16 protein-coding genes and 1 pseudogene are annotated in these 20,079 nt (G+C 65.1%); 8 read left to right on the top strand and 9 right to left on the bottom strand.

Translation table 11 applies throughout. From position 1 onward, the window contains the following. Positions 1–159 precede the first annotated feature (159 nt). The 3 genes and pseudogenes from ACZZZM_RS09365 to ACZZZM_RS09355 all read right to left on the bottom strand — a co-directional run bounded on the left by ACZZZM_RS09365 (position 160) and on the right by ACZZZM_RS09355 (position 3,276). Entirely contained in the window at positions 160–531 is a 372-nt protein-coding gene (locus ACZZZM_RS09365; RefSeq protein ID WP_463594834.1) for a hypothetical protein, read from the bottom strand. A gap of 47 nt (positions 532–578) precedes the next feature. Further along, positions 579–1,888, bottom strand: a pseudogene (locus ACZZZM_RS09360) (amidohydrolase family protein). Continuing rightward, the gene (locus ACZZZM_RS09355; protein ID WP_463596414.1) at positions 1,888–3,276 is read right to left on the bottom strand and encodes an amidohydrolase; all 1,389 of its coding nucleotides are present in this window, start codon (positions 3,274–3,276) and stop codon (positions 1,888–1,890) included. Before ACZZZM_RS09355 ends, ACZZZM_RS09360 begins: the two are co-directional and overlap by 1 nt. A 221-nt stretch (positions 3,277–3,497) precedes the next feature. Here ACZZZM_RS09355 and ACZZZM_RS09350 point away from each other — a divergent pair, with 221 nt between their 5' ends. Next, positions 3,498–5,864 (top strand): PAS domain-containing sensor histidine kinase, encoded by a 2,367-nt coding sequence (locus ACZZZM_RS09350; protein ID WP_463594833.1) that lies wholly within the window; start codon positions 3,498–3,500, stop codon positions 5,862–5,864. Then, entirely contained in the window at positions 5,861–6,472 is a 612-nt protein-coding gene (locus ACZZZM_RS09345; RefSeq protein ID WP_463594832.1) for a response regulator transcription factor, read from the top strand. Before ACZZZM_RS09350 ends, ACZZZM_RS09345 begins: the two co-directional genes overlap by 4 nt. Here the strand turns inward: ACZZZM_RS09345 and ACZZZM_RS09340 are convergent. Further along, on the bottom strand, positions 6,465–6,797 hold the full coding sequence (locus ACZZZM_RS09340) for a hypothetical protein (RefSeq protein ID WP_463594831.1): 333 nt from the start codon (positions 6,795–6,797) through the stop codon (positions 6,465–6,467). The genes ACZZZM_RS09345 and ACZZZM_RS09340 overlap by 8 nt on opposite strands. A gap of 155 nt (positions 6,798–6,952) precedes the next feature. On the opposite strand from ACZZZM_RS09340, the gene ACZZZM_RS09335 reads away from it, so the two are divergent. The 4 genes from ACZZZM_RS09335 (at position 6,953) to ACZZZM_RS09320 (ending at position 10,550) form a co-directional block, all read left to right on the top strand. After that, positions 6,953–7,621, top strand: coding sequence for a nucleoside/nucleotide kinase family protein (locus ACZZZM_RS09335; protein ID WP_463594830.1), 669 nt, complete (start codon positions 6,953–6,955; stop codon positions 7,619–7,621). An 86-nt stretch (positions 7,622–7,707) separates the two neighbouring features. Next, positions 7,708–8,832: a fumarylacetoacetate hydrolase family protein gene (locus ACZZZM_RS09330; RefSeq protein ID WP_463594829.1), complete on the top strand. Its 1,125-nt coding sequence runs from the start codon at positions 7,708–7,710 to the stop codon at positions 8,830–8,832. A 36-nt stretch (positions 8,833–8,868) separates the two neighbouring features. Then, the gene (locus ACZZZM_RS09325; protein WP_463594828.1) at positions 8,869–9,663 is read left to right on the top strand and encodes an SDR family NAD(P)-dependent oxidoreductase; all 795 of its coding nucleotides are present in this window, start codon (positions 8,869–8,871) and stop codon (positions 9,661–9,663) included. Next, positions 9,663–10,550, top strand: coding sequence for an SMP-30/gluconolactonase/LRE family protein (locus ACZZZM_RS09320; RefSeq protein WP_463594827.1), 888 nt, complete (start codon positions 9,663–9,665; stop codon positions 10,548–10,550). Before ACZZZM_RS09325 ends, ACZZZM_RS09320 begins: the two co-directional genes overlap by 1 nt. A 21-nt stretch (positions 10,551–10,571) precedes the next feature. On the opposite strand, the gene ACZZZM_RS09315 is transcribed toward ACZZZM_RS09320, so the two are convergent. Together ACZZZM_RS09315 and ACZZZM_RS09310 are read right to left on the bottom strand one after the other, a co-directional pair. Then, on the bottom strand, positions 10,572–11,240 hold the full coding sequence (locus ACZZZM_RS09315) for a GNAT family N-acetyltransferase (protein ID WP_463594826.1): 669 nt from the start codon (positions 11,238–11,240) through the stop codon (positions 10,572–10,574). 36 nt (positions 11,241–11,276) lie between these two features. Next, positions 11,277–12,548, bottom strand: coding sequence for a hypothetical protein (locus ACZZZM_RS09310; RefSeq protein WP_463594825.1), 1,272 nt, complete (start codon positions 12,546–12,548; stop codon positions 11,277–11,279). A 62-nt stretch (positions 12,549–12,610) separates the two neighbouring features. Between ACZZZM_RS09310 and ACZZZM_RS09305 the strand changes: the two genes are divergently transcribed. Next, positions 12,611–12,922, top strand: coding sequence for a hypothetical protein (locus tag ACZZZM_RS09305; protein WP_463594824.1), 312 nt, complete (start codon positions 12,611–12,613; stop codon positions 12,920–12,922). 40 nt (positions 12,923–12,962) lie between these two features. On the opposite strand, the gene ACZZZM_RS09300 is transcribed toward ACZZZM_RS09305, so the two are convergent. The 3 genes from ACZZZM_RS09300 to ACZZZM_RS09290 form a co-directional block, all read right to left on the bottom strand. Beyond that, positions 12,963–14,738, bottom strand: a complete 1,776-nt coding sequence (locus ACZZZM_RS09300) for an IlvD/Edd family dehydratase (RefSeq protein ID WP_463594823.1) — start codon at positions 14,736–14,738, stop codon at positions 12,963–12,965. A gap of 150 nt (positions 14,739–14,888) precedes the next feature. Further along, positions 14,889–16,304, bottom strand: coding sequence for a sugar porter family MFS transporter (locus tag ACZZZM_RS09295; protein ID WP_463594822.1), 1,416 nt, complete (start codon positions 16,302–16,304; stop codon positions 14,889–14,891). 84 nt (positions 16,305–16,388) lie between these two features. After that, positions 16,389–17,474 carry a LacI family DNA-binding transcriptional regulator gene (locus ACZZZM_RS09290; protein ID WP_463594821.1) on the bottom strand — a complete coding sequence of 362 codons (1,086 nt, stop codon included), beginning with the start codon at positions 17,472–17,474 and terminating at the stop codon, positions 16,389–16,391. 158 nt (positions 17,475–17,632) lie between these two features. Here ACZZZM_RS09290 and ACZZZM_RS09285 point away from each other — a divergent pair, with 158 nt between their 5' ends. After that, positions 17,633–20,032 (top strand): glycoside hydrolase family 3 N-terminal domain-containing protein, encoded by a 2,400-nt coding sequence (locus tag ACZZZM_RS09285; protein ID WP_463594820.1) that lies wholly within the window; start codon positions 17,633–17,635, stop codon positions 20,030–20,032. Positions 20,033–20,079: the final 47 nt, after the last annotated feature.

Raw genomic sequence — 20,079 nt, 5'->3', positions numbered from 1 at the left:
CATAGCGGCGTTTGAATTTTCCTCCCTCGCTTCAGCGGGGAGGTGGCAGCGGCAGGCTGACGGAGGGGGCTTAGCCGCAGCGCCGCCGTCCGCGGAGAGGCCCCTCCATCACTTCGTGGTCGCCCTCCCCGCTCCGCGAGGGAGGAAATGTAAACTTAGCTACCGGTCCGTACGCGTCACGATCTGAGCGGTGCCGTCCGGCGTGATCGTGATCATGTGGCTGTTGCCGCCCAGCCCGCGACAATTGGCCCGCCACATCGGCTTGCCATCCTGATCGGGAAGCCTCTCGGACGACGCCACACCGTCGCAGGTGATGCCCGCGTCGGTGAGCGCGCGGTTGAACACGCCGTTGCGCTGGCGGTCGTTAAGCGCGAGCACCGTTTCCAGCGCATTGGTGGTGACGTTACCGAAGGCGTTGATCGGCTCGGCCGGCGCCGCGATATTCTCGGCCACGGCGTTGTTGGTTGCCGGCTCGCCGCAACCGCCAAGCGCCAGCGCGGCAAACACCGGCACGATCATCAGCTTGCGCATTTGGAGTCTCCTTTCGCGAAACAATCGATCTGGGGCCGGAACGTTCCTCAGTGCTGATAGGCCTTGGGCAGCGCCCCTTCCTTGGGCTCCCAATACCGATCCCGCAGCCGCGACTGACGGCTCGTCATCGGCTGCTCGACACCGTCGATGAACACATTGACCGCGGTCGTGCCGATCTCCAGCGGATCGCCATCCCATATCACGACATCGCCGCGGCGCCCCGGGCGGAGCGAGCCATAATCCATGCCCATCCCCATCACTTCCGCGGGCTTCGAGCTGATCGCGGCGAAAGCCTCGCCCCATTCCAGGCCCGCTGCACCCGGGATTTTCTTCAGAGCAACGAGATTGCCCGCATACTGCTTCTCCCAGCGCGCCTGACGCGCCTCGTCCTGGCCGATCGTGCCGATGCCGACGAGCACGCCCGCCGCCTGCATCCGGCCGATATTGGACTGGGTCGCCGCGAGCTTTTCGAAGGACGACGGCAAGTCGCTGAGCGCGCTCGCCATCACCGGCACGCCTGCCGCGGCGATCTCGCGCGCGACCGTCCAGCCTTCGCTTGCGCCGACGAGCACAAGCTTGAGCGTCGGGAATTCGCGCTTGAGATCGAGCATCACGAGAATGTCCGATGCGCGCTCGACATGGACGAGCAGCGGCACGCGCCCCTGCACCACCGGCACCAGCGCATCGGCATCGGCGCGGGTGAGCAAAGCATCCTTGCCGCGATCGGCGAAGCTGCCGGGCGCGCGGATATAGTCGCGGACCTCGAACAGCGCGTTGCGGAACATGGCGATCGCCGCGGGACGGCTGCCCCCGCCTGCTGCCCGCCGGTCTCGCCATATTCCATGAACTGGAAGGCGCGCGGGCGGGCGACCGGACCCATGTCCGATCCGAGATCGATCACTGCGCCCTGCCCCGCGAAGATCGAGCCGGTGCTGCCATCGGGTGCGACGACGGCGCGGGTGACTCCCTCGGCACGGTTGATCGCGATCGATGTCGTCTTGGAATTGACTGCGGGCGACACATCGAGCGCGGCATGGAAGGGCGAGCTGCCCGCCGATGCATCGTTGGTGGTGTTGACGGCATCGACTTCGACGATGCCCATCCGGGTGAAGCCCGCGAAGATGCCGGGAGTGACCCATTTGCCGCCCGCATCGATCACGCGCATGCCCGCAGGCACCGCCACGCCCGGGCCCGCAGAGACAACGCGGCCATCGCGGATCACCACGGTGCCGCCGTCAACCGGCTGCCCGCCATCGCCGATGACGAGCCTGGCGTTGGTGATCGCCACGGTCTGCGCAGCAGCGGGTCCCGTCAGGCTGAGCGTGGCGGCGGCGGCGAGGAGGAGGTTGCGCTTCATCACTTCACATCCCCTTCGCCGGGCTGGCCGAGCTCGAAATCGGATACCGGCCGCAATCGCGGATTATTGGCGTCGTAGAGCAAGGCGCCGTCGACCCAAACCATCTGAGGCCGCGTGTAGACGCTGAACGGATTGCCGTTCCACAGCACGACATCGGCCATCTTGCCGGGCTTGAGGCTGCCGGTCCGGTCATCGATCCCCAGCGCCTTGGCCGGATTGATCGCCAGCCACCGCCAGGCCGCTTCTTCGGAGACGGCAAAGCCGGCCTTGATCCCCGAAGCGCGCGCCTTGGCGACTTCCTGGTTGAGCCGCTGGATGCCGTTCTCGTCATCCGAATGGATCATCGCGCACGCACCTTCCTTCTCCAGGATGGCGAGGTTCTCGTTGACCGCGTCATAGGCTTCCATCTTGAAGCCATACCAATCGGCCCAGACGGCCGCGCAGGTGTCGTTCGCCTTGAGCAGGTCGGCGATCTTATAGGCCTCGACCGCGTGGTGGAACGCGGTGACCTTGTAGCCGAACTCCTTGGCCATATCCATGACGATGGCCATTTCGTCAGCGCGGTAACAATGGTTCTGGACGCGGATTTCGCCGTCGAGCACCCCGCGCAGCGTGTCCATCGCCATGTCGCGCGAAGGGGGCTCGCCGCCCTTTTCCTCATATTTGTCCCAGCGCCGGTCATATTCCTGCGCGCGCGCCCAGGTCTGGCGATCGACGGCTATATTGCCCATCCGAGTGGAAGGTGCGCGGCCCTTCGAGCCATAGACGCGCTTGGGGTTCTCGCCGCACGCCATCTTGAGGCCATAGGGCGCCTGCGGGAACTTCATCGCCTGCATCGTGCGTGCATAGACGTTCTTCACGACCACCGAGCGGCCGCCGAACAGGTTCGCCGAGCCCGGCAAGATCTGGAGCGTGGTCACCCCGCCGTTCGCCAGCGCGCGGCCGAAGCCCGGGTCTTGCGGCCAGACGCTGTGCTCGGCCCAGACTTCGGCGGTGACTGGCGAGGTGGCTTCGTTGCCGTCCGAATTGGCCTGCACGCCGGGCGAGGGATAGTCGCCGAGATGGCTGTGGATATCGATCACGCCGGGCGTGAGATACTTGCCCGTGCCATCGATCACCGTGACGCCGCCCTCGGCGACCAGATCCTTGCCGAGCGCGACGACCTTGCCATCGCGGAACAGCACCGAGCCGTCATCGATCCGCCCGCCTTCGCCGTCGAAGATCGTGACGTGCGTGACAAGGGTCGGCGCACCGGGATAGGCGCGATAGGTCGAGGGATAGGGATCGTGGCTATAGCCCCTGCCCTTGCCCGGGCCGGCGGGCGCCGGATCGGCAGCGGCGGTCTTCGCCTTGCCGCCATCGCTGGCACAGGCCGAAAGCCCGAGCATTGCTCCCAAGATGAGGGTCGTTCGGATCACGCGACGCTTCCTTCCCTGATGCCGGCGCTCGTCACGGCGCCGCGGCGGTGTGATCGCCTCCGGCGTGCGCTTTGGCAAGGTCCCGCGAAGTGCAGCCATATCGGCGCTATTTGTTCGAGGCAGATGCGCCGAACCGGTTAGACTTTCTCATTCTGGGTATTAGCATGGCGCTTGCGAGGTGTAGCGCGTTGATGGAAAGTTGGACCAATTGGCCGAGCAGCCGCAAGGCGGCGGCCGGATTTGCGGGCCTGGGGGGCCTGTTCAGCTTGGCCGCTTTTGCCGGCTGGGTCTGGCACCTGCCGATGCTGCGCTCGTTCGGGATCGCAGGCCTTCCGATCTTCCCGCTGACTGCACTTGGCTTTTTCGCGCTTTCGTGCGGGTTCGTCGCGGCGATCTTCGATCAGCCCGTGCCGGCGCGGCTTCTCTGGGCAGTGCCGGTGCTGATCGCCGGGTTCGCGCTCTTTCAGAATTTCGCGGGAGTGGATCTGGGCATCGACCGGATGTTCTTCGGCACTCAGCTCGACGAATATAACCTCCAGCGCCCTGGCCGGCCGGATGCCACGCCCAGCACGATCTTCCTGCTGCTCGGCCTGGCCGCCTATATATCGAGCAGCCGCCGCTGGCGCCGCGACGAGACCGCCGCGGTGATTGCCAGCGGCGTGCTCGGCGCCGCATCGGCCGCGGCGGTGGTCATTCTGTTCACGGCCCCGGACGATCCGATCTCGAAGCTTTACCGCATCTCCGCGCCCGCGGCGTCGATCACGCTCTGCCTGCTCGCCGCTTTCGTGCTGTGGCAAAGGGGCTTTGGCTGGGCGCGGCTGCTGGGATCGCAACGTCCCGAATCGCGGTGGCTGCAGATGCTTCTGCCGGCAGCGCTGCTGCTCCCGCTGATTCCGGCGCTGCTCGGCGCCATATTGGAAGCGACGGACGTGCTGTCGCGGCTAGGCACGCGGCTGACGGTGATGCTTTCCAACATCGGACTGGTGGGCCTGATCGCCTATTGGGCCGTGCGGCGGGTTTCGCGCGATCAGATCGCCTTGCTCGAATCGATGGAAGCCCTCCGCGCCAGCGAGACCCGGCTAAGCACCGCAACCTCCTCCGCCGAGCTGGCAGTGTTCGAATGGGATGCGGCGAGCGGGCGGCTGAGCTGGTCGCCCGGCACCGAGGAGCGCATGGGGCTGTTGCCTGGCGCAATGCCCGATTTCGATGCGTGGGCGGCGCTGATTGAACCCGAGGATCTAGACAGCGCAGTCAAGGGCCTGGCGCAGGCCGCGGCCCAGGGCGCCGAACGCTTCAGCTACCGCTACCGGTTTCGCGAGCAGAACGGACAGGCCCGCGTCGTCCAGGGCTCGTCGCGCATCTTCTACGGCGAATTCGGCGAGGTCGTTCGCACCGTCGGCGTGCTGATCAACGTAACCGAGCAGGAAGAACGCGAAGCCGCGCTGCGCGGGCGCGAGGCGCAGCTCCGCTCGATCCTCGATACCGTGCCGGACGCGATCGTGGTGATCGACGACGCCGGCGTGATCTACGAATTCAGCGCGGCGGCCGAGGCAATGTGGGGCTATCACTCGGCAGCGGTGATCGGGCGCGATTACCGACTGCTTTTGCCCAAGGATCAATTCGAGGAGCGCGAGGGCAGGCTCGCCGAGTTCATTGCCAGCGGTCGGGGCGCGACCGGGGAAATGATCTCGACCGAAGGCGAAGGCGCAGGCGGGCGGCGCTTCCCGCTCGAGCTTCGCATCGGCATGGCGCGAGTCGACGGCACGGTGCTGCTGACGATCTTTGCCCGCGACATCTCCGAGCGGCTCGCGGCCGAGGAGCGCCTGAGCGAATTGAGCACCGAACTCGCCCATGTCTCGCGGCTGAGCGCAATGAGCGAACTGGCCGCGGATCTCGCGCACGAGCTCAACCAACCGCTCAGCGCCACTGCCAATTTCCTTGCCGCCGCGCGGATCCTGATCGAGCGCGGCGAAGACGTGGATCGCGTCTCCGAACTGCTCGGCTTGGCGAACGACCAGACCCTGCGCGCCGGCGAGATCATCCGGCGGCTGCGCGCCTTCATGGCCAGCGGCGAAGTCGAGATCTGCCCGGAATCGGTCGAGCAGACCGTGCGCAGTGCAGTCAAGCTGGTGCTGGTCGGCACCGGCCAGTTCCACATCCGAGTCGATTACGATTTCGATCCTGCTGCCGACCTGATGCTCGCAGACCAGATTCAAGTCCAGCAGGTGTTAGTCAATCTATTGCGCAACTCTGTAGAAGCGCTGCGAAACGCTGGCTCCAATTCACGCCGGATATTACTTCGCTCCCGCAAAGTAACTGGAAACATGGTAGAAATAGAGATTGCGGACACAGGTCCAGGAATTCCCGAATCTATTCGAAAGCGTTTATTTTCTCGATTTACCACGACCAACAGCGAGCAGGGCGGAATGGGTATTGGACTCTCGATCAGTAAGCGTATCATCGAAGCACATGGAGGAGAATTAAAGGTCGAGAACAGGTCTGCAGGGGGAGCGTCTTTCCGTTTCACGATACCATCGGTTGAGGAGGCTGAGGCATGAAGATTGTCTACATCGTTGATGACGACGACGCCGTTCGCTCCTCGCTGCATACGCTGCTTTCGATCCGCAGCGACGTCTTGATCCGCAGCTTTCGATCCGGCGATGCATTTCTCGAAGAACTGCGCGAACTCGATCCTGGCGTCTTGCTCCTCGACTTCCATTTGCCTGGAGCGACCGGGCTCGACGTGCTCGAGGCGATCCGCAACGGCCCGCGCATGGCGCCGATCATGCTTACGGGCGAGGGAAATGTCGGTCTGGCGGTAAGGGCAATGAAAGCGGGCGCAGTCGATTTCCTCGAAAAGCCCTATGATGCTGAAATGCTGATGCAAGTGATCGATCAGGCCTTTGGACTGATCGAGCAAGGGGAGGCAGCTGCGGCCCGGGTGCAAAGCGCCCAGGCCAAGATCGCCTTGCTCTCGCCGCGAGAGACCGACACGCTCAGGGGACTGATCGAGGGCCGATCCAACAAGATCATTGCCTATGAACTCGACATCAGCCCGCGCACGGTCGAAATCTATCGCGCCAATGTGATGGAAAAGCTCGAAGTGCGCAGCCTTTCGGAAGCGCTCCGCATTGCCTTTGCAGCAGGTATCGTGCCGCTCAGTTAAGCGGGGACTGCCATTCGCGAATAAGCTGCGCGATGATCGCGGCGGCCCCCTGGCGCTCGATGCGGATCAGCCGCGGGTCCTGGCTTGCGCAGGCACTGGGCGACAGCAGCACAAGCCGGTGCCAGCGCGGATCGGCCAGCAGCCCCTCGCAGCCTGCATCATGGCCATCCACCGCAGCCTGGTCCACGATAAGAACCAAGGGACGATGCGTGTGGCGCATCAGCCGGCGATCGGCGAAGTCGTCGGTGGTCACCAGATCGGCGCCTGCCATCGAGAGGCGCGCGACCAGCGTGCTCCGCAGGCCCGCTTCCCCGACGATCAACACTAGGACAGGTGTTTCCGAGACCACGAAGCTTCCGATATATGCGATGCCCTGCAGCCTAGCCAGAATGGCCTGAAGCGCCTCTCCGGGCTTCTCCGGATCGCCGTCCCGGCAAGGGACTCCCGTGACTTGTGCGACAGTGCTGCTAAAGCCCGCAAATGGGCATCATCGTGGCGATCGAAGGGGCCGACGGGGTCGGCAAGAACACCACCTCCGCGGGGCTATGCGCAGCTATCCAGGCTTCGGGACGCAAGGCCGAAGTGATCGGCTTCCCGCGCTATGGCGAAACGGTCGCGGGCGTGACCATCGGCCGCTACATGGCGGGCGACATGACCGTGCCGGTGACACCCCACGCGGCCGCGACACTCTATGCGCTCGACCGGCTCGAATGGCGCGGTGCGATCGTTGAGGCAGTGGCCGCGAACCATGTTCTGATCTTCGATCGTTATGTCGCGTCGAACATGGCCTATCAGGGTGCACGCGTAGCCCCGGAAGAGAGCCGCGCGCTGATGGACTGGATCCTCGCGCTCGAAACCGGGCAGTTCGCCCTCCCCGCCCCTGCGCTCTCGATCTATCTCGATACGCCCTGGGAGCTCGCAAAAGCGATGATCCTGCAAAAGGCGGAGCGGAGCTACACCGCCAAGAGCTATGACGAATATGAGGCGGATGTGACCCTCCAGCAGCGCGTGCGCGCCAATTACGAAGCGATCGTCGCCGCGGACCTGCTCGGCCCGTGGCGGATCGTGCGTGCAAGCGAAAATGGCGCGATGCGGGAGCGCCATGCGATCGTCGCCGAAATCCTTGCGCATATCGGCGCGATCGACTGATAAATGTAAGCGTTTACGGTGCTTGACAGCGGCGCGCCGCCCCCGCACATGGTAGCGCTATCAAAGAATATGTGGGGCAGAGGAAGTTGAAGGCGTTTCCGGCGGATATTTTGCCTGCGGATCATGCGCAGGCACTTCTCGTAGGCCGCGTCCAGACGGACGCCGGGCCCAGCCCCGTCGTGCTCCGCAATGGCGATCTCTACGATGTTTCGCGCGCGGCCCCGACCGTTGCCGACCTGCTTGAGCGCGGTGACGCAGCAACGATCGAAGGCGATTTGATCTGCAGCGCAGAGGCGATCGGCAGCGAGAACGGTCCGCGCCTGCTCGCGCCCATAGACTTGCAAGTCGTCAAGGCATGCGGCGTCACGTTCGCCGTGTCGGCCATCGAGCGCGTGATCGAAGAGCGTGCGCGCGGCGATTCCGCTCGTGCCGTCGAAGTCCGCGGCGATCTCGAGGCCAAGGTCGGCTCGGGCATTCGCTCGGTCGTCCCCGGCACGCCCGAAGCCGCCAAGCTTAAGGCCGCATTGATCGATGCGGGCATGTGGTCGCAATATCTCGAAGTCGCGATCGGCCCGGACGCCGAAGTGTTCACGAAGGCGCCGGTGCTGTCGGCGGTCGGCTGGGGCGCCGATATCGGCGTGCGATCGGACAGCGACTGGAACAACCCCGAGCCGGAAGTCGTGCTCGTCGTCGATCGCCACGGAGCCCCTCGCGGCGCGATGCTCGGCAACGACGTCAATCTGCGCGATTTCGAGGGGCGCAGTGCGCTGCTGCTCGGCAAGGCCAAGGACAATAACGCCTCGACGGCGCTGGGACCGTTCATTCGCCTGTTCGACGAGCATTTCACGATGGACGATGTCCGCTCGGCCGAGATCGACCTGGTGATCGACGGCCCCGAGGGCTATCGGCTCGAAGGCACCAACAAGATGAGCCAGATCAGCCGCGACCCGACCGAGCTGGTCCGCCAGACACTCAGCGAACACCAATATCCCGATGGCTTCGCACTGTTCCTCGGCACGCTCTTCGCGCCGATCCAGGATCGCGACCATCCCGGCCGCGGCTTCACCCATAAGGATGGCGACATGGTTCGCATTTCCTCGCCGAAGCTCGGCAGCCTGATCAACCGCGTGACTACATCCAAGGCCGCTCCCCCTTGGGAATTCGGCATTCGCGATCTGATGCGCAACCTCGCCGGCCGCGGCCTGCTGTGACCGGCGCGCTCCTTCTTTCCAAGGTACTCTCTCTCCATGTCTGAAGCCGATCCCACCCAGACCAAGACCCGCGACCAGCGCGCGGTCTATCCTAGCCTGAAGGGCAAGCGCGTGCTCGTGACGGGCGGCGGCTCCGGCATCGGCGCAGGCATGGTCGAAGGGTTCGTCCGCCAGGGTGCGGACGTGACGTTCTTCGATATCGCCGAGGAGGATTCGCAGGCACTGGTGGAAAGCCTGAGCGGCGGGCAATCCGCGCCCCGTTTCCAGCGCTGCGACCTGACCGACGTCAAGGCCGTGCAGGCGCACATCGCCAGGATGATCGACGAGAATGGCGCTTTCGATGTGCTGATCAACAACGCCGCCAACGACGATCGCCATACGATCGAGCAAGTCACCGAGGAATATTGGGACAACCGGCTTAACACCAACCTCAAGCACCTGTTCTTCTGCGCACAGTCGGTCATCCCCGGCATGAAAGCCAAGGGCAGCGGCGTGATCGTCAATCTCGGCTCGATCTCCTGGCATTTGGCGCTCGAAGAACTGACGCTTTATCAGACCGCCAAGGCGGCGATCGAAGGGCTGACGCGCAGCTTTGCGCGCGAGCTGGGGCCGCACGGCATTCGCTCGGTGTGCATCGTGCCGGGCAATGTGAAGACCCCGCGGCAAGAGCGCTGGTACACGCCCGAGGGCGAGGCCGAGATCGTCAGTGCGCAATGTCTCAAGGGCCGGCTGGTGCCCGACGATATCGCGGCAATGGCGCTGTTCCTGGCCAGCGACGATGCGCGGCTGATCACCGGCCATGAATTCTTCGTGGATGCGGGCTGGCGCTGATGCCGGTCCAGCTTTCCGAGCCGGTCAGCGTCTGGCAGCTCGGAGCGCCGCTTCTCGAAGGACCGGTCTGGGTCGCGCGCGATGCGGCGCTGTGGTTCGTCGATATCAAGGGCCGCAAGGTTCACCGCTACGATCCGGCGAGCGACGATAGGCGCAGCTGGGGTGCACCCGATCAGGTGGGCTTCGTTGCGCCCATCGAAGGCGGCGGCTTTGTCGCGGGGCTGAAGACTGGCCTCGCGCGGTTCGATCCGGCGGACGGCAGCTTCACGGCGATCGTCGATCCGGAACCGGCGCTGCCCGGCAACCGGCTGAACGACGCCACGGTCGATCCCGCGGGGCGGCTATGGTTCGGGACGATGGACGATGCCGAGGCGGCCCCGACCGGGGCGATCTACCGGCTGGCGGCGGATGGCAGCTGCGTCGCATCGAGCCCCCTCGTCTCGATCACCAACGGCCCGGCAGTGAGCCCCGACGGGCGGACGCTCTATCATGTCGATACGCTGGGCGGCGTGATCTTCGCCTGCGATTTCGATGAGGATGGCAGCTTGACCAACCGCCGCGAATTCGCGCGCATCCCGAGCGCCGAGGGCTATCCCGATGGCCCCACGGTCGACAGCGAAGGCTGTCTCTGGGTCGGGCTATATGGCGGATCGGCGGTGCGGCGCTACTCGCCTGCGGGCGAGCTGCTCGAGATCGTGAAGTTCCCGGTTGATGCCATTACCAAGATCGCGTTCGGCGGCCCGGACCTGAAAACGGTCTATGCCACGACTGCGGCAAAACATCTGTCAGCGGACCAGAAGGCCGCGATGCCGGGCGCCGGGGACCTGTTCCGCTTCGAAGTCAGCGTTGCCGGGCATCCGGGAAATACGATCCGCGAAGGCATCTGACACCGTCGGACTAAGCGGGCCTCAAGCCGGCACGAGCAACGCCACGGCCATCTCGCGCCGGACGCGGAAGCCGAGGCTTTCGTAGAGCGCGATTGCGCCGTGATTGTCGGCATAGGCATGGAGAAAAGGCGTCTCGCCCGCGGCGAGAATGCGTGCGGCGACGATCCGCATCAGCGCGCCTGCCAGCCCTTGCCCGCGGAAATCGGGATGCGTGCAGACGCCGCTGACTTCGGTGTAGCCGATCAGCTTCATCCGCTCGCCCGCCATCGCGATCAGCCGTCCTTCGCGCCGGATGCCGACAAAGCCGCCGAGACAATGGGTCCGGCTGAAGAATGGACCTGGCTCGGTCAGCGTGGCGAGCGCGAGCATCTCGGGCGCCTCGGCGTCGCCAAGTTCGAGGAAATCGGGGAGCGGATCGGGCAGAATGACGGCCTCCGCAACCATCTGGACCCCCACCGCGGATTTCTCGACACGCGTGCCCGGCACGTCAGAGACCGCGGCCTGCAACAGGATCGACGGCCCCTGTTCGCGGATTAACGACCCCAGCGCGTCCGCTCGGTAGTCCTCCGCGGCAGCGAAGATCGCGTGATCCCCGCGGTAGCGCAGCGCCCCGCCCTCGCCCGAGGCAAGATAGGACTGGCGTGTCGTCAGTGCGTGCCAGACGGGATTATCGAGAGGATGCGCGGTCACTGCACATTCCTACGCGCCCGCCCCCATGCTGTCACTTCAGCCGAGCCGTTCCGCCAGGCTCCGCGCCTGGCGGCTGTTTGGATCGAGCGCGAGCGCCTTGCGCGCCGCGGCCAGCGCTTCCTCCTTCCGGCCGGCCGCTTCGGACAGGAAGGCCAGAACCAGCCAGGCATCGGACTTTTGCGGGAAGGCCGCCGTCGCCGCCTGCGCTACCACCAGCCCTGTCTCCGGACTGGTCCGCTGGGCAGCTTCGAGCAGTGCCGAATATTGATCGGCATAGGCGCGCCGCGGATCGCTGCGATAGGCCTGGATCGCCGCTGCGACAGCCTTTGCGCCGCCCGACTTGCCTGCAACGTCGAGCCTCTCGGCAAGCGGTTGCTCCGGCGCATAGGCGAGCGCGGCAGCCAGCGCGGGGTCGCGTCCCGCGAGATAATCGGTGAACCGCAGCGGCGCTGCGACATCCACCCAAGTATAAGGGTCGCGGTTCTGCCCCGATTGCCACCAGCGGATCGAAGTGCGCACGGTGATTCCGCTATTGGGGAGCGGCGTGCGATAGGAATCGCCGTACGAACTCGGTTTCGAGCCCGCGGGTTCGCCAACGATGACGGCGCCGCTCAGCCGGGAAAGATCGTCGAGGATGAACTGGCTGGCCGAGAAAGTGCCGCGTGCAGTAAGCACGTACAGGCGCGTATCCGCATCCTCGGTCTTGATCAGCTCGCGAACCAACCCGTTGCGCAGATCGCCATTGCCGCCCTGATTGAGCCGCAGATCGAGGATCACCGAGCGCGGATTGGTGGCTTCGGCACGGGCGCGGATCTTCGCGCCATAGTCGTCGAGCGTTTCGGTGTCGGTATTCGCGACCATGTTGAGCTGCGCATAGAGCGCATGGGCTTCGGGGAGGTCGACAAGACGATGCTGATCGAGCGGCGCCTGCAGCCATAAAGGCTCGGCCGCGCTGCGCGCATCCACCCAGCCCTCTGGCGTAACCAGCGAGATATCGGTGTCGGCGGGCCAGACCGGATCGACGCCGGCTGCCGGAAGCGTAACCGTCCAGCGGCGGCTGCCCTTGCGCAGCGTCAGCACTGCCGCGTCGCGCGCTGTCGCGAGGCCGAGTGCCTGGAGGATATCGGGCATCGCCAGATAGAGCGGCACGTACAGCTTCACGCCGATCTCGTTGTCTCGCGGCGCGAGCGCGCTGACCCGGCGGATCGCTTCATCGAGCGGGACGCCGCCGATTGCCTCGATCTGCGCGCCGAGCAATGCCGCCTGTTCAGGCCGCGCGGCGCGGACGAAGACACCATCCTCAAACAATAGAGCTTCACCGGTAGCGAGGGAAAGGCGAATGCCTTGTCCTTGCGCGGTTCGACGCGGCTATGGCCGTCTCCCACCAATGCAGCGATGCGCATCATGCCGACAATGATCTGATTGCGCGCGAGCGTGGGGATCTGCGCGTCGAGATCGGCCACCGCGGCATCGAACGCTTCGCGGCTGACCGTATGATAGAGATTCACGTGCCGCGTTCGCATTTCGGCAGCCATGAAGCGCAAATCCTCGCGCCACTGCGCTGCGGTCAATGCAGGCGGCGTCTGCGCACAAGCTGGCTGCGCGGCGCAGACCGCCGTTACCAAAAATGCCGCCAATCCAGTCATGCGCACATCACTTCCCCCCAACGCCCAGAGAGTTAGTGATATATATCAATAATACACGCGCAAGTGTTTTTGCGGGTCAATGATTGTGGCGCGGGACCTTCTCGCTGGTCTTGCGATATTTGAGCGCGAATTCGAGCACGCCGCCCTGGCCGAGTTGGTTGGTCTTCGCGCGGTACAGCTCCTCCCAGGGCGTCTGGCTTTCGGGAATCGGCGGGGCTGGTTCGCCCTTGCGGCGCTGAATCTCGTCCGCCTCGACCAGCGCGTTGCAGGTGCCGGCGTTCAAGTCGATGCGGACGATGTCGCCGGTGTGCAGCCAAGCGAGGCCACCGCCCGCGGCGCTTTCGGGCGAAGCGTTGAGGATCGAGGGACTGTCCGACGTGCCCGACTGGCGACCGTCGCCCAGCGTCGGCAGGCTCATGATGCCGGCCTGGATCAAGTGATCCGGCGGCTGCATGTTGACGACTTCCGCCGAGCCGGGCCAGCCGAGCGGACCCGAGCCGCGGATGACGAGGATGCAATCCTGGTCAATCGCCAGCGCGGGATCATTGATGCGATGGTGATAGTCGTCCGATCCGTCGAAGACGATGGCTCGGCCTTCGAATATGCCCTCCTGGCCGGGCTTCGAGAGGTAGCGGGCGCGGAAATCGGGGGAGATCACGCTGGTCTTCATGATCGCCTGATCGAACAAATTGCCCGACAGGACCAGGAAGCCGGCCTTTTCCATCATCGGCTGATCATAGGGGTAGATGACGTCGCGGTCGGTCGCGTGGCGGCCCGCGACATTCTCGGCGAGGGTCTTGCCGGTGCAGGTCATCACGCTGCCGTCGATATGGCCGGCGGTGATCATCTCCGTCAGCACGGCAGGGATGCCGCCGGCGCGGTGGAAACGCTCGGAAAGATATTTGCCCGCCGGCTGCATGTTGACCACCAGCGGCAGGTCATAGCCCTGCATCCAGTCGGCCGGAGTGATCTCGATCCCGGCATGCGCAGCCATGGCGATGAGGTGCGGCTGGGCATTGGTCGAGCCGCCGATCGCGGTAAGCAGGTTGATCGCGTTGAGGAACGACTGGCGCGTCAGGATCTTCGAAGGCCGCAGATCCTCATAAGCCATCTCGACAATGCGCTTGCCGGTCTCATAGGCCATCTGGCCACGCTCGCGGTACGGCGCCGGGATCATCGCGCAGCCGGGTAGCGACATGCCCAGTCCCTCCGCGATCGAGTTCATCGTCGAGGCGGTGCCCATGGTGTTGCAATGTCCCGCCGAAGGCGCGCTGTCCGTAGCGCGGCGGAGGAATTCGGCCTCGTCGATCTCGCCCGCCGCCATCTTGCGGCGCGAGCGCCAGATGACGGTGCCCGATCCGACGAGCTCGCCTTCGTGCCAGCCATCGAGCATCGGGCCGCCCGAGAGGACGATCGCCGGGATATCGACGGTGGATGCCGCCATCAGCGACGAAGGCGTGGTCTTGTCGCAGCCGGTGGTCAGGATCACCGCGTCGATCGGATAGCCGTTGAGGATCTCCACCAGCCCGAGATAAGCGAGATTGCGGTCGAGCGCCGCGGTCGGCCGGCGGCAATTCTCGAAGATGGGGTGGAGCGGGAATTCCATCGGAATTCCGCCCGCGGCAATCACGCCCTCGCGCGCTCGCTTTACCGTCTCGAGGTGGATGCGGTTGCACGGGGCGATGTCGCTGCCCGATTGCGCGATGCCGATGATCGGCTTGCCGCACTGGAGCTCCTCCGGCGTGATGCCGTAGTTCATGAAGCGCTCGAGATAGAGCGCCGCCATATCGCTGCGGCCGGGAGCGGCGAACCATTCGCGCGAGCGGAACGGGCGTGCGGGCGTGCGGGTCATTTTTGTCCTCTATCCTCCCCGGCACGGGGAGGGGGACCGCCGCGAAGCGGTGGCGGAGGGGGCTCTCCATTGGGGAATCGGCTGGTGGAGAGCCCCCTCCACCAGCCTTTGGCTGGTCCCCCTCCCCGTGCCGGGGAGGATCGAAAGGCGTTAGCCCTCCATTGCTTCCAGTTCCTTGCCCTTGGTCTCGTGGACGAACTTGGCGACCAGGAAGAAGCTGATCACTGCGCACACCGCATAGAAGCTGTAGCTGGCGGCAAGGCCGATCGATGCGAGCATGATCGGGAAGGCCTGCGCGATGGCGTAGTTTGCGGTCCACTGGAAGAAGCCCGCAACCGCAAGTGCCGAGCCGCGAATCTGGTTCGGGAACATCTCGCCCAGCATCACCCACATCACCGGGCCCCAGCTGACGTTGAAGAAGATCACGTAGATGTTGGCAGCCCAAACAGCGATCTGGCCGGTGTCGGGCGAGAGGACGAGCTTGCCGTCGACGAGGCCGCCCTGGCTGAACGCATAGACCATCGCCAGCAGCGATGCCGCCATGCCGACCGAGCCGATCAGCAGCAGCGGCTTGCGGCCGATCTTGTCGATCACGGCGATCGTCACGAAGCACGCCGCAATCGATACGGCACCCGAGACGATGTTGATCATCAGCGAATCCTGTTCGCTGAAGCCGGCTGCCTGCCACAGGGTCGCGCCGTAATAGAAGATCACGTTGATGCCGACGAGCTGCTGGAACACCGCCAGCATGATTCCGACCCAGACGATCTTGCGGACACCCAGGAAGCCACGGCCGCCAGCAGGAGTCAGCACGTCGCTCAGGCGCGGACGGTGATCGTTGGAGAAGCTCGCCTGGATCTCGGCGACCTTGGCGGCGGCGGCGGTGGCGCCGAACAGATTGGTAAGAACCCGGTTGGCTTCCTCGTTGCGGCCCTTCGAAACCAGATAGCGCGGGCTCTCTGGGATGAAGAACAAGGCGATGAGGAACACTGCCGCCGGCACTGCCTGCATCAGATACATCCAGCGCCATGCCTCGATATCGCCCCAGACCTTGTTGGTCGAAACCCCGGCCACCGAAGTGACATAGTAATTGACTAGGAACGCCGCGGTGAGCCCGGTAATGATCATCACCTGCTGCACCGTGGTCATCCGTCCGCGAATGTTGGCGGGGGCGACTTCGGAGATATAGGCGGGCGAGAGCACCGACGCCGCGCCGACTGCCATGCCGCCGATGATCCGGGCGATGACGAAGATCGTGTGATCGTGGGCGAAGCCCTGGACCAGCGCGCCGCCGAGGAAGAGCACGGCAGCAATCCGCATGACGTTGCGGCGGCCCATCGCGTCGGCAAGGACGCCGGCGAGCGAGGCGCCGATAACGCAGCCGATCAGCAGCGAGCCGACCGTGAACCCGAGGCTGGCATCGTCAAGGCCGAACGCCGCGGTCAAGCCCGGCTGGGTGCCGTTCACTGCGCCGCTGTCATAGCCGAATAGCAAGCCGCCGATCGTCGCCACCGCGACGATGGCGAAGACGAGGCCGAAATTCGTCCTCTCCGCCGATTGATTCATGATCTTCCCCTCTCCTGCGCCCTTTTATTGGGGCGTGTTAGCGGTAACGGTGGCCCGGTCGCGGGCGAAATGCAAGCGCGCTTGTCAGCGCCGCGCAGAAGTCTTGGGCGAGGCCGGCTTGCCCGGCGGCGGCCCGGAGGATTCGCGCGCAATGAGCTCGTGATCGAGCACTTGTTCCTCGAGCTTTTCGCCCCCCGCCCCGCGCCGCTCGCGCACGCGGGCGAGCAGCAGGTTGAGCGCAGCCTCGGCCATCGCAGCGATCGGCTGGCGCACCGTGGTGAGCTCGGGCCAGATCGTGGTGGCAAGCGAAGTATCGTCGAAACCGACAATGCTCAAATCCTGCGGCACATGCAGGCCGCGGCGATGCGCGACCCCGACTGCGGCCGCCGCCATGTCGTCGTTCGAGGCGAAGATCGCCGTCGGCGGATCGGCGCGGTCGAGCAGCCGCTCGGTGGCGACGATGCCTGAGCGGAACGTGAAATAGCCCTGCTCGACCGGCATGTCGTTGACGTCGAGCCCGGCATCGCTAAGCGCGGCGACGAAGCCACGATAGCGCTCGGCGCTCGAAGTCTGGTTGGGATTGCCGCGGATGAAGCCGATGCGCTTGTGACCCAGCCCCAGCAGATGCTCGGTCATCGCCGCGGCGGCACCGAAATCGTCGATCCGCACGTTGAGGCTGCATTCGGGCGGCAGGCCCATCGCCACCGACACCCAGGGAATGCCCGCTGATTCGAGTTCCGCACGCACTGGTGCCGCTTCGGAAAGCGGCGGCGGCAGGATCACCCCTTCCACATTGGTGGAGGCAAAGGCGCGCGTTGCTTCGGCCTGTTCCTCTGCCCGCTCGCTCTCGCACGATTCGAGCACGAGATGGCAGCCGGCGCGGCGAGCCGCCGCGAGCGCGCCGATCAGGAACTGCGAAAGATAGGCGGCCGACGGGTTGGCATAGAGCAGCCCGATCTGGGTCGCGTCGCCCGCGGCCAGGCTGCGCGCGGCGCTGTTCGGCGAGTAATTGAGCTTGGCGATCGCCTCCAGCACCGCGGTGCGCGTGGTCTCGCGGACATTGGCGCCGCCATTGACGACGCGCGACACGGTCATCGCCGATACGCCGGCGGCGCGCGCCACGTCCTGAACGGTTACGGTGCCCCGGCTTCTGCGGCTGGGCCTGCTCATGCGACTGTCTTCACCGCGCTGGGATAGAAGCGCGATGTTACGAATGCAATCCCGTAACATGGCCGTTACGGTTGACCGCGAGCGCGGCCGATCTATAGTTGATAGCGCTACCACAATTCGCGAGATGGCGCTTGAGCGCTGCGCATCAGGAGAGAAAAATGACGGACTTCCGCCGCTTGCCGATGATCGCGCTCACTGCGCTGGCCGCCACGGCGCTCACTCCGATCGCCGCAGCCCCCGCCTTTGCCCAGTCGAGCAAGGCTGACAAGCCGCTCTACAGGGATGCCGCCCAGCCGATCGATGCGCGCGTCGAGGATCTGCTCAAGCGGATGACCCTGGAGGAGAAGGTCCAGCAGATGGTCGCGATCTGGCTTGCCAAGGAGAAGATCCAGACGCCTGCGGGCGAATTCGACGCGGCGAAGGCGAGCCAGAATTTCCCCAATGGACTGGGCCAGATTTCGCGCCCCTATGACCGCCGCTCGGTCACCGAAGGCCCGGCGGCAGGCGCTGCCGCGGGGACGATCAATCGCGGGCCCGAGGACACTGCGCGCTACATCAACGCCGCGCAGAAATGGGCGGTCGAAAAGACCCGGCTCGGCATCCCGCTGATCATGCATGAGGAAGCGCTGCACGGCTATGTCGCCCCCGGCGCGACTAGCTTCCCCCAGGCGATAGCGCTTGCGAGCACCTGGAATCCCAAACTGCAGGAGAAGATATTCTCGGTCGCAGCTCGCGAAATGCGCGCGCGCGGCGCGAACCTCGCGCTGGCGCCAGTGGTAGATATCGCCCGCGATCCGCGCTGGGGCCGGATCGAGGAAACCTATGGCGAGGACCCGTATCTGGTCGGCGAGATGGGCCTCGCAGCGATCCGCGGTTTCCAGGGCACGACACTGCCGCTTGCGCCCGACAAGGTCTATGTCACGCTCAAGCACATGACCGGCCACGGCGCGCCCGAGAGCGGCACCAATATCGGCCCCGCCACCGTTTCCGAGCGTACCCTGCGCGAGAATTTCTTCCCGCCGTTCGAGCGCGCAGTGACCGAGCTTCCGGTGATGTCGGTGATGCCTTCGTATAACGAGATCGACGGCATCCCCAGCCACGCCAATCGCTGGCTGCTCCATGATGTTCTGCGCAAGGAATGGGGCTTCAAGGGCGTGGTGCTGAGCGATTATTTCGCGATCCGCGAGCTCAACACGCGGCACCATCTGTTCGACAATCTGGGCGATGCCGCAGTGCGCGCGCTCGATGCCACGGTCGATTTCGAAACGCCGGACGGCGAGGCCTATGCGCTGCTCCCGCAGTTGGTCCGCGAAGGCCGGGTGGACGTTGCGCAAATCGACGAATCTGTGCGCCGCATCCTCAAACTCAAGTTCAACGCCGGGCTGTTCGAAAACCCCTATGTCGATGCCAAGGCCGCGGCGCGGAAGACCGAGACGCCCGACGCGATCGCGCTCGCCCGCGAAGCCGCGCGGCAGGCAATGGTGCTGCTCAAGAATCAGGGCGGGCTGCTTCCGCTCGACGCGAGCAAGATCAAGCGGATGGCAGTGATCGGTACGCATGCGAACGACACCCCGATCGGCGGCTATTCGGACATTCCGCGCCACGTGGTGAGCGTGCTCGAGGGCATGAAGGCCGAGGGCAAGGGCAGGTTCGAAGTCGATTTTGCCGAGGGCGTGAAGCTTACCAAGAGCCGCCTCTGGGCACAGGACGCAGTCGAACTGGTCGACGATGCGACCAACGACAAGCTGCGTGCCGAAGCTCTCGAGACCGCGAAGAACGCCGACGTGATCTTCCTCGTGCTCGGTGACAACGAGCAATTGAGCCGCGAGGCATGGGCCGACAACCATCTGGGCGACCGCAATTCATTGGAGCTGATCGGGCCGCAGAACCAGCTCGCCAAGGAGCTGCTCGCATTGGGCAAGCCGGTGGTCGTGCTGCTGCTCAACGGGCGCCCGCTGGCGGTCAAGTATCTCGCCGAGAACGCGCCGGCCGTAATCGAGGGCTGGTATCTCGGGCAGGAGACCGGCAACGCCGTCGCCGATGTGGTGTTCGGCCGGGCCAATCCGGGCGGCAAACTGCCGGTTACGATCGCGCGCGATGTCGGCCAGCTGCCGATGTTCTACAATCACAAGCCGAGCGCGCGCCGCGGCTATCTGTTCGCCGAAACCAGCCCGCTCTTCCCCTTCGGCTATGGGCTTTCGTACACGACGTTCGACGTGGCCGCCCCGGTGCTCGCGACCCCGACGATCGGGCGATACAACAACGTCAAGGTCAGCGTGGACGTGACCAACACCGGCACGCGCGCGGGCGACGAAGTCGTGCAGCTTTACGTGCGCGACGATCTGGCGAGCGTGACGCGACCGGTGAAGGAGCTCAAGCGCTTCGAGCGCGTGACGCTGGCGCCGGGCGAGAAGAAGACGGTGCAGTTCGAGCTGACGCCGCGCGATCTGTCGCTTTGGAATGTCGACATGAAGCGCGTGGTCGAGCCGGGGACGTTCACGATCTCGTCCGGGCCGGATTCGGTGAAGCTGAAGAGCACGACGCTGACGGTGAAGTGAGCGCTTCTTTCCTCCCTCGCTTCAGCGGGGGAGGTGGCAGCTAAGCT

The sequence above is a fragment of the Sphingomonas sp. AC522 genome, assembly GCF_979258125.1.
This window is presented reverse-complemented; position numbering and strand designations above follow the sequence as displayed.